This window comes from Cyanobacterium sp. (assembly GCF_054166785.1).
Window position 1 is genome coordinate 1 of record NZ_JBSZCP010000008.1, and the last position, 10243, is coordinate 10243.

Sequence of the window (10243 nt, forward strand, 5' to 3'; positions counted from 1 at the left end):
CCTAAACGTAACTCTTTTGGTAGCCATATCTAATCAAAAGTTTTGCTAAGATATTAGTTATTCTATCATGCAGTTGGGGGATTGTCTATTGAAGCCTAGAAAAAGTTCTCACAGTGTTTTTAGTGTTCACTTGCACTTTGTTTTTGTAACTCATTATCGGAGAAAAGTGTTAACAAAAGAAATGATTGTAAGACTAGGAGAAATGCTAGAACAAGTAGCAAAAAAGTTAGATTGCTATATTTTAGAATTTAATGGTGAGCCAGATCATGTACATATCCTGTTAGATCTGCACCCCAAAAATGCTATCTCCACAGTTGTCGGTTGTCTAAAAAGCTCAACGGCTAGAATGTTAAAAAAGGAATTTCCTCAAGAAGTAAAAAAATATTATTGGGGAAAAGTGTCTTTTTGGTCTGGCTCTTATTACGTCTCAAGCACTGGTGGTGCAACTATCGAAAAGCTCAAACAGTATATAAAAAATCAGGAAGGGGGGAAATAAAATTGGGTGTTGCTATCCTTCCCTAATCCGCTACGCTGAGATTGGGGACTGTCGCAACGAATGTTCATTAAACTTTATTTTTAAAAATTAAGTCTCAGAAGGCGACTGCTGATTGAGTAGAGGAGAAAAATATGCCACCAAGGCACCCAAAACAAAACCAATTACATTACGAAATAAAGGCAACCATTCCGTTGTACGAGTTACCACAGGCCCCATACCAAAAGCAAAGAATAAAATTCCCCAAAGAGGAGAAATAATCAACACCCACTGCCAAGCAAAAACCTGCCCCTCCTTACGAGGTAAACCAGCCAAACCAAAAATAACCCCTCCCACCACAGAAGTAATTAAAGTTAAAATCCACTGCTCTTGGGGCAAACCCGGTACAACCAAACAACCCCCATCCTTCAAACAAGTTTCCACCGTATCCATCGCCGTAACAATAGCATTATTTTCCCCATTCTCACGGACATAATACATATTACCAAAACGGGTTTGTAGCTCAATCCAAAAAGTACGAGGTAACAAAGGATAAACATCATCTCCTACACTAAAAGCAAGTAAATTTCCACCCCTGCCATCAGCCACCAACAAAATACTTTGCTCATCCAAATTCCAAAACTTAATTACTGCCCTACCCGGAGATTGATCATACTGAGTCAATATTCTTAACTTCCATCCCGTCTCCTTCTCAAACTGTTCAAACTCTTCAATTAAATATTGTTCTTGTAAATCGGGCAAATAGTTCGCCAAATCCAGCACGGGAGTAACTTCACTGGGTAATAATTGGGGATTATTTACCGCTTGGGCGGGTTGAGGAGTAAATAACCATGTTGTCAATGTCACTAAGCAAATGGCTAAGGATAAAAAGATTTTAGTAAGAATACGACTATGCATAGTTTCTAACGAAAGATTACTTTTTGATAAGGGTTTTTAAGGTTTGTTACAAATATTAACCTTTATTCTAACTTACCTTTGGTATCCAAAGACAAAATTAAGAAAAAAAACAGGTAGTCAAGAGGTTTCAAACAATTTTTCTCATTTTCCAATCCATCAAAAAGGCTCGTTTTCAGGTAAACTTCATAAAGTCTATTTCAATCTACTAACCTTGGCAAAACAAGCAAAATCGATCTATTGGCAATTAATTCCCTATATTCGCCCTCAGCTAAAAACCATTGTGGGAGCCTTTCTTTGCACCATTGGGTTTACCATTTTTTGGCCTATCTTGGCTTGGTTAGCTGGACAAATGGCAGGTTTCATAGGGGAAGGTGATATTAACTCCATTGTTTCCTTAGCAGGAGTATCAGCCATAATATTTTTGATTCGGGGTGTTGTGCAGTATGGACAAGATACCCTCATGGCAAAAGCTGCCCTCTACATCGCCCTCGATTTGCGTAAATTGGTTTATGGACATCTACAAAAATTAAGCCTTACCTATTTTGAATCGGCAAAAACAGGGGATTTATCCTATCGTCTAACGGAAGATGTGGATAAAATAGGAGAAGTTATTAATAAAATATTTCAGCAGTTTTTACCTAGTATTTTACAATTAATTGCTGTTTTAGGATATATGATTTATGTCAATTGGCAGTTAACTATTTCTACTTTAATTGTTGCTCCTTTGATGGCTTTACTAATAGGTGCTTTTGGTTCAAAACTATTAGATTTAACAAGAAAAAGTCAAAATCGTATCTCTAACCTATCAGCATTGATTACTGAGGTATTTGGCGGTATCAGATTAGTACAGGCTTTTGCGGCGGAAGAATATGAAATAAATCGTTTTGGCATTGAGGCAGAAAATAATAGAAGAAGTAAGTTTGCAACGGAAAAAATTAAGGCTTTGCAATTTGTTGTGGTCGGTTTTTTGGAAGCCATGAGCGTCATTTTGTTATTCTTTTTGGGGGGGTGGCAAATTTCTCAGGGTAATATGACGGGGACGGATTTTGTTAGCTACATTGCGGCGGTAGCGTTATTAATTGATCCTATTTCTATTACTACGAATAATTATAATGAGTTTAAACAGGGAGAGGCTTCTGTTGAACGTATTTTTGAGTTACTCACCTTAGAGCCTTTAGTAGTAGAAAAAAAAGAACCTATTGTTATGGAAAAAGCAACGGGTTTGGTGGAATATCGCAATGTAAGTTTTGCTTATAATGATGATAAATATGTTTTAAATAATATTAATTTATCTGTCAAAAAAGGAGAAACCATCGCCCTCGTGGGTTCATCTGGTGCTGGTAAAAGTACCATGGTAAATCTATTGCCCCGTTTTTATGATGTCACGGACGGAGATATTTTAATTGATGGTATTAATGTCAAAGATTTAAGCATTAAAAGTCTTAGAAAACAGATTGGCATTGTTCCCCAAGAAACTAATTTATTTTCAGGAACTATTGCAGATAATATCGCATTTGGTCAAACAGATTTTGATATTCAATTAGTAGAAAGAGCCGCTATTATTGCTAATGCAGATCATTTTGTTAAGGATTTAAGCCAAGGTTATTATAGTTATGTCGGGGAAAGGGGGGTTAGCTTATCGGGTGGACAAAGACAGCGAATTGCGATCGCACGGGCAATGTTTTTAGATCCTCCTATCCTTATCCTAGACGAAGCCACCTCAGCCCTCGATTCGGAGTCAGAAGCCCTTGTGCAAGAAGCCCTCGAAAGAATTATGGAAGAACGCACCGTATTCGTCATCGCCCATCGTCTAGCCACCGTCCGAAGGGCAGATAGGATTTTGGTGTTAGACCAAGGTAAAATTATAGAATCAGGTAATCATGAACAACTATTAGAGCAAAATGGACGTTATGCCCGTTTCCACGCCCAACAATTCTACGATAATTAAAACATGAGGGGCAAGGCAAAAGATTTAAACATCAATTGCCCCACTATATTAACTCATTGATACAAGGGCTAACTGTTGCATCTTTTTAAAGATATTGAGAAAACCATTAGCACGGGAAGGGGTTAAACTAGCTTGTAATCCTGTTTCTTCAATAAAATCAGGCTCAATGGTAACAATTTCTTGGGGAGTTAAACCATTTAGAGACTCAATCAAAAAAGCCACTAAACCTTTCACCAATTGGGCATCGGAATCCCCTTGATAGAAAATTTGACCATCTTCGGTGTTGGAAATAATATAAACTTGGGATACACAACCAGAAACCTTATTTTCCGCAGTTTTATTAGTTTCGGATAATGGTTCTAACTTTTTGGCGTACCATAGCAACTGTTCGTATTTTTGCTTGGGATTTTCCCTACGTTTAAATTTTTGAACAATTTTATCTAATTTTTCAGGTCTTGTGGTGGAATTAGAGGTCATTTTATCGAATTGTAAATATGGAGAACATTTAACTATACTTTCTAGTCTAGGATAGAAAACGGGAAAAAAAAGGCGAACTAAAATGAATCACAAAATTTTTCTATTTATTTCTAGGTATAGTAAGCATAATTTTATTACCCTAAAGGCTGTTTCAATTTTACTCTTTTTGGGTTCTCTTATCGCTCCCATCGCCATGGCACAGGGTTTGAATCGGGAAATTACGGGCAATATGGGGGGAAGTGTTGATAGTGGTGATTGTGGTTATATTGGCAGTAGTCCTCACCATGTTATTAATCTCAGTGAGCAAAATTTTTCCCTTCATCTTCGGGTAGAAGCTAGTCAGGGGCAACCTACCTTATTAATTGTAGGACCAAATGGGGGCGATCGCACTTGTATCTTAGGGGATGCAGCGGCAGGAAAATTACCCCAAATGGGGGGAGTATGGGCGCCGGGGCGATACTCTATCTATGTGGGAGAAACTAGGGGCAATCAACATCCTTTTACCCTCAAAGTAATTAATCGTTAGTAATCAGTTTTCCCTCTGGCAATACTTGATGGGCTGAATAGTTTTGAGAGTATTAGTTGTAATAGAGTGTACCCCTATTTTCATAAATTGTTCTGCTATCCTTCTATTATCGATAGTCCATAAATGATATTCATATCCTCTGGAAGTAAATTGATAAATATACCGTTGATTGACAAAATTAGACACAGAAGTACTTATTCCATCAGCATTAATATTCGCTAATTGTTTTAATAATCTATGAGGAGAAAAACTTTTAATACCGTTTAATGTCTTAAGACTTAATAATAATATAGTCTTTAATTCCGGCATTTGTTGCTTAATATATTTTACATTTTGACTATTAAAAGAAATGATTACTAACTGACTTAAATTAACACTACTATTGTTAATGACTTTCAATAAATAGGGGATTATTTCAGGATCTGATTTGATTTCTAAAAATAACTTTTTTTCCTTCGGTAATATGGCTAAAATTTCATTAAGGGTAGGAATTTTTTCATCCTTAAAAGTAGAATTAAACCAACATCCTACATCAAGTTTTTTTAACTCTGCCAGGGTCGAATTTTTAATAATTAACTTAGTTTTAGCAACCCTAGCGGTATTTGAATCATGAATACACACAATATGCTTATCTTTGGTTAGGTGAAAATCACCTTCAATGCCATCTGCACCCTGAGCTATAGCCAACCGAAAAGCTGATAGAGTATTTTCTGGGCTTTCACTAGATGACCCTCGATGAGCTATTATCATTGGCTTTATTGTCATTATTTCTCCTTACGATAAGGTTTACCAAGTCTTTTTTTAGATATATTCAATTGAGTTAAGATTGAGGTATTAAAGGGTAAAATAAGGATGTAGTAATTATAATAAAGTAAAAAAGAAATATCTCATCATGTAGAGTTAAGACAAAAAGTAATTGATTACATAGATAGAACAGGTAATCGAACAAAAGAGGACATAGTTTCGCAATCCTTGACTACTCCCCTACTTTTTTCCATAAAGCTAAACCTCCTCCCCTACCCCTTGCGGCAATAAATTTTTCTGTTACTAAAAAATAACTAAAAAAAGCCTGTTTACTGATACTATTTTCATAAAATTCATTTTCACTTTTTACCCCTCCCCTTACATCCTGTTCGTACAATTTATTACCTAAAATAGCCATGGATAAATGGTTAAAATCAAAGGCAAGAATATTCCTTTTTTCTACATATTTAACAGGTCCAGAAATAACGAAGGTGACTAAACCTACATTTACTTTATTTTGTACTCTCCCGACTAAAGACTGAGAATCATCACCACCGTAGGAGATAGTTATTTTGGCTAGTGAGGGAAGATAAAAACCTTTTCCTAGTAAACCTCCCATCTTTTTTTGACTACTTTTTGTGCCTGTAATAAAGGTTAAACGCCATTCTCCCCAGAGTTGTTGAAAATTATATTTAATATTTGCTTTTCGACTTTCTTTTTCTGCTGTTAATAGGGCATCGAAAGTTAATTCGCTACTAGGTTTTTTATTATTATTGATGGCGGATTCCAAAGTTTGTAGATAGTCCATATTTTTATTTATTGGATAATTTATAATATTTTTTATTTGAGGGATAAAGTATATTTTTATAATTTTGATAGCAGGTTTAGGAACGAAAAAAACGTTAATAAAAAATTAAACTGCTTTTAACGATTTCTTAATTTATATTATCCCATGGTCTCCTAATATATACCTAGTCTATGGCTAAAAAAGCTATACGCCGTCATAAATTTAAAAATAACTAAGTTTTATTTATATGAATAGTATTAGATTAGGACGTAGAAGTTTTATTGGTGCTTTGACGGGTTTTTGTGGCAGTTTTTTAGGTAGTCAGTCTTCTAATTTTTCTTTTTTATGGGAATCTTGCTCTATTCATGGCATGGGAGAAAATTTTTCAGATGCTTTGATAAAACGATGGTTTGATGAATATAAACAAATAAATCCGAATTTACATTTAACATATGATTCTATTTATAGTAGTGACATTCTTTTTGATAAGTTAAGAAAAGAGATCATAAATTTTGCTATTACGGATGTTATTTTAGATGAATCTACCTTCGTAATACGTGATAAAAATATTTTAGCTTTTCCGATGATGTTAGGGGCGATCGCCCTTATTTATAATAACAAGGAAATAGATAATTTACGCCTAACAAAAGAACAATTAATAGGCATTTTTTTGGGTAATATTACAGATTGGCAAGAATTAGGAGCTAAAAAGAGTAAAAAAATAAAAGTAATTTTTCATGGTAACAGTAGTGGTACAAATTTATATATTAATAAATATTTAAGTTCCCTTAGTGATGATTGGAAAAAAAGTATCGGAGTAATAAAAACTATTCCATGGGAAATGGGGATAAGTGCAAGGGGTAGTGATGCCATTATTTCTACCCTTCAACAAATAGATGGGGCAATTAGTTATGTAGAATATCCTTTTGCTAAGGAACATAAACTAAATATTGCTAAATTAGAAAATGATTTTGGTAACTTCATTACTCCTAATATTTCTCATTTTGTTAGTGATATTAACCTTTTAAATCAACAAAATATAAACTCTAATAATCCTGATAATTCTGCCTATCCTTTAGCCACTTCTTACTGGCTTTTAATTAATAAAAGTACCTTAAATCAGGAACAAATAACGAACTTAAAACACTTCGCAAACTGGATAAATAACTAAAATATAATACTGAATAAGTCGAGAAAAGTAAACGAATGAAACGAACCATGGGCTTAAGTCCATAGCAAAAAAAATAAATAAAAGACTTTAAAAAACTAGAAAATCTAATTTTTTATTATCAATTATCAATTATCAATTATCAATTATTTTTACCACCAATCATCCTTTTTAAGAGTGCCATTGCCCCAACCATCATCATCAAAATAAACGTCATTACTTTGCTCAGGATAGTCACTATTATCGAAACTTTCCTCTAGGGTATCCTTAATAGGTTCAATTACCCGTGCGATCGCATCTTGGACAAAAGCCTTAATAAATTCATCCTTACGACTAAGTTTAAACTGTCTTTGCACTACTTCTGTAATACCACCATCACCCCAGTCTTGGTCATGGCTAAAATATTCTACAAAACTTTTACCAGCAATGCGGGTTAAATACGCCGCACTCACCCCCTGAATGCCTTTTCCCACTACATAAGTAGCAAGGGTTAACTGCAAAGCCCTCGCCACCAACTCCACAGCGCCCTTAACCACCCCCAGACTAACCAAGGTTTTACCTAACGATACCGCTAAATCCCGGCCGCGATCGCTATTAATTTCACAACCATAAACCTGCCCAATTTCTACTACCATCTGAGCATTTACCGCCGCTGCTGCCAACATATCCACCACAGGCACAGGAGTACAAGCCACCACCCCTGCCCCAATCCACTGATAACGGGTGATAATTTTATCCGCTTCTCGACTACGTTGTTGGGCAATTAACTTCCTTGCTTCCTCCCCTAACCTTTGAGACTGCAAAAGAATATTATCCGCCAACAAATCATCCCCCTCTGCCCGACAGATAGCCGCCAATCGTTTAATGACACTATCCACTTCCACATCGGGTTGAATCATTTCGTCCACAGAAAACTGCACTGGTTGAGGATTGGCACAGGCTTTGATGACATCATTACTAGGAATAAATTTCTTTACCCTCTGCTGAAGACTATTTAAAATAATTTCCTGCTCTTCCTCAGAATATAGATCAATTTTATTAAAAACTAATAACGATCTTTTACCAATGGTTGCCAAAGCCTCCAAGGGTTTAAACTCAGAAGCCCTCAAATCATTGTCACAAACAAATAATAATAAATCCGCTTCCGTGGCTAGTTGCCGTGCCAATTGCTCTCGAATTTCCCCCGGGGCGCCCATTTCCAGAATGCCGGGGGTATCGGTAATTAATATCTCTCGGTTAGCAGAGGGCAACTTAAGGGAATGGGTTACTCCTTCGGTGGTAGTGCCAATACTGGCTTGGATTTCCCCTACCATTTCGCCCATTAGAGCATTTACAAGGGAGGTTTTTCCTGCACTACCTGTACCAAATACGGCTACTTTTAGTTTTCCTGTGGTAAAGTCTGCTTCTATTTGTTGGGATTTTTCTAATAGGGCTTTTTGGCTCACTTCATCTTGGATTTGAGCGACTTGTTTTTTTACTGCCCTGATGGTTTCCGAGGCTATTTCGTTTTTTTGGGCGGGAAGGGCTGGTAATGGGCGCCTTGTTTTTCCTTTTCCTCTGATGGTTTGATTTCCTTTATCATGGGGAATAATGCCAAAGTAGTAAAGAAAAATACCGATAAAAAAGATTAATAATAGGATGAGGACAAAGACTAGAAAGTTTGCTAGTAAAGGGCTTGTCCAAGAAATTTCGCTATACAGTCGGGATAATGCACTAACTAACCAAAGCATTAAGCCAAAAATAATACTTAAGCCGATAACAATGGTTAGAAGACGAGACAGGCGCATAGCTTGATTAAAAGATATTTTTGTTTATATTTAGATTAACGTTTTCTGTGGCGTGGAAGGTTGAAATATGGGAAAGTTGTGTATAAATTAAATCATAAATTACAAAATCATAGAAAGTGTGGTGGTTTTTACTGGATTATTTAAAAGTAACTATGGGAAATTTAATAAGTTAAGACTATACTAAATCTGATTTATAAACTGTACTTTTATTTTATGATTATCTAACGGATTTTTACAATTATGTTTAGAAATATTTTCACTGGATTTGGATTTGTAGATGGTTTATTGTATCCTATTAAAGCTCTTCAATTAATTGTTAATAATAAAAAGTTATGGCAATATTTGATTATTCCTATAATTATTAATTTTGTTGTTGGTTTAGGGGTTTATTTTCTTTTATTACAACCTAGTTTGTTGTTTTTTGATATTTTAGAGAACAATATAGGGGCGATCGCCCTTAACTATGTAAATAGATTACCTGAAGCCATGGGATTTTTGCTACCGATTACCTCAATCTTTGTGGTGATTATTAGAACTTTACTGACTATCATATTATTAATTATAGTGGGTTTTATCATAGTCCAATTTGGTAGTGTTTTAGGCTCCCCTTGGTATGGTAAATTATCAGAAGAAATAGAAATAATTAAACTAGGAAATCTTGAATTAGTAGAGGTTAATATATTTGAAGATATACTGAGAGCCTTATTATTTGAACTAAAAAAGTTATTATTTATTGCCTTAGTTGCAATCCCCTTATTTTTACTCAACTTTATTCCCGCCTTTGGCAATGTTATCTCAGGGGTAGGAGGCTTAACACTCACCGTTTTGATTATTTGCCTAGATTTTTTTGATGCCCCCCTAGAAAGAAGAAGATTAAAATTTAGACATAAAATACAATTTGTTTTTGCCCGATTTCCTAGTAGTGCAGGATTTGGTTTAGTGTGTCTGGGTTTAATTAGTATTCCCCTCCTAAACTTAGTTGTTGTACCCCTTTGCGTTTCAGGAGGTACACTATTATTTTGTGATTATCGTCTGAGGCAAACCAACAGACTTTGATGAAAAAAAGATATTTTCTTGGGAAGTTGAACGTCCCCTGCCTGAAGGCGAGAGGATTCCCATATAGACTCTTATCTAGGCTTTCGCCCCTGACAGAACGCCATTACTGGGCTGTTTCATCACGATAGTTCCTACCGCAATATTTTGCAATCCCCTATTTCTAATTACTTCCGCCGCCGCAATATCTCGATCTTTTTCATAGCCACATTCAGGACATTTATGGACTCTCATATTCAGAGTCTTTTTACCTGTATTAGTACCACAATTCGGGCATATTTGCGAAGTATAGTCTTTATCTACCCTCTCAAAATAAGTATCCGTTTGTGAACAAACATACTCTAATATGTTGAAGAATTGACC

At 35.5% G+C, this 10243-nt stretch carries 11 protein-coding genes; 5 read left to right on the forward strand and 6 right to left on the reverse strand.

Going from position 1 to position 10243, the window contains the following annotated elements; all coding sequences use genetic code 11:
* Positions 1-67 precede the first annotated feature (67 nt).
* A complete protein-coding gene (gene tnpA, locus ACXITR_RS00910; protein ID WP_457995350.1) occupies positions 68-496 on the forward strand; it encodes an IS200/IS605 family transposase in 429 nt (142 codons plus the stop codon).
* Positions 497-583: 87 nt separating this feature from the next.
* On the opposite strand, the gene ACXITR_RS00915 is transcribed toward tnpA, so the two are convergent.
* Complete coding sequence (locus ACXITR_RS00915; protein WP_457995351.1) at positions 584-1390, reverse strand: TPM domain-containing protein; 807 nt, start codon at positions 1388-1390, stop codon at positions 584-586.
* A 211-nt stretch (positions 1391-1601) separates the two neighbouring features.
* On the opposite strand from ACXITR_RS00915, the gene ACXITR_RS00920 reads away from it, so the two are divergent.
* Entirely contained in the window at positions 1602-3338 is a 1737-nt protein-coding gene (locus ACXITR_RS00920) for an ABC transporter ATP-binding protein (RefSeq protein WP_457995352.1), read from the forward strand.
* Positions 3339-3386: 48 nt separating this feature from the next.
* On the opposite strand, the gene ACXITR_RS00925 is transcribed toward ACXITR_RS00920, so the two are convergent.
* A complete protein-coding gene (locus ACXITR_RS00925) occupies positions 3387-3815 on the reverse strand; it encodes a SufE family protein (protein WP_457995353.1) in 429 nt (142 codons plus the stop codon).
* A gap of 82 nt (positions 3816-3897) precedes the next feature.
* On the opposite strand from ACXITR_RS00925, the gene ACXITR_RS00930 reads away from it, so the two are divergent.
* The gene (locus tag ACXITR_RS00930) at positions 3898-4341 is read left to right on the forward strand and encodes a hypothetical protein (RefSeq protein WP_457995354.1); all 444 of its coding nucleotides are present in this window, start codon (positions 3898-3900) and stop codon (positions 4339-4341) included.
* Positions 4342-4344: 3 nt separating this feature from the next.
* On the opposite strand, the gene ACXITR_RS00935 is transcribed toward ACXITR_RS00930, so the two are convergent.
* Together ACXITR_RS00935 and ACXITR_RS00940 are read right to left on the reverse strand one after the other, a co-directional pair.
* Positions 4345-5106 carry a glycerophosphodiester phosphodiesterase gene (locus ACXITR_RS00935; RefSeq protein ID WP_457995355.1) on the reverse strand — a complete coding sequence of 254 codons (762 nt, stop codon included), beginning with the start codon at positions 5104-5106 and terminating at the stop codon, positions 4345-4347.
* 211 nt (positions 5107-5317) lie between these two features.
* Positions 5318-5893 (reverse strand): hypothetical protein, encoded by a 576-nt coding sequence (locus tag ACXITR_RS00940; RefSeq protein WP_457995356.1) that lies wholly within the window; start codon positions 5891-5893, stop codon positions 5318-5320.
* A 226-nt stretch (positions 5894-6119) separates the two neighbouring features.
* Here ACXITR_RS00940 and ACXITR_RS00945 point away from each other — a divergent pair, with 226 nt between their 5' ends.
* Positions 6120-7043: a substrate-binding domain-containing protein gene (locus ACXITR_RS00945; RefSeq protein ID WP_457995357.1), complete on the forward strand. Its 924-nt coding sequence runs from the start codon at positions 6120-6122 to the stop codon at positions 7041-7043.
* Between the two features lie 149 nt (positions 7044-7192).
* Here the strand turns inward: ACXITR_RS00945 and ACXITR_RS00950 are convergent, their stop codons facing one another.
* A complete protein-coding gene (locus tag ACXITR_RS00950; protein WP_457995358.1) occupies positions 7193-8827 on the reverse strand; it encodes a YcjF family protein in 1635 nt (544 codons plus the stop codon).
* Between the two features lie 240 nt (positions 8828-9067).
* Between ACXITR_RS00950 and ACXITR_RS00955 the strand changes: the two genes are divergently transcribed.
* Entirely contained in the window at positions 9068-9883 is an 816-nt protein-coding gene (locus ACXITR_RS00955) for an EI24 domain-containing protein (RefSeq protein ID WP_457995359.1), read from the forward strand.
* Between the two features lie 75 nt (positions 9884-9958).
* Here ACXITR_RS00955 and ACXITR_RS00960 read toward each other — a convergent pair.
* Positions 9959-10243: zinc ribbon domain-containing protein (locus ACXITR_RS00960; protein ID WP_457995360.1), on the reverse strand; the 285-nt coding region annotated here is incomplete at its 5' end.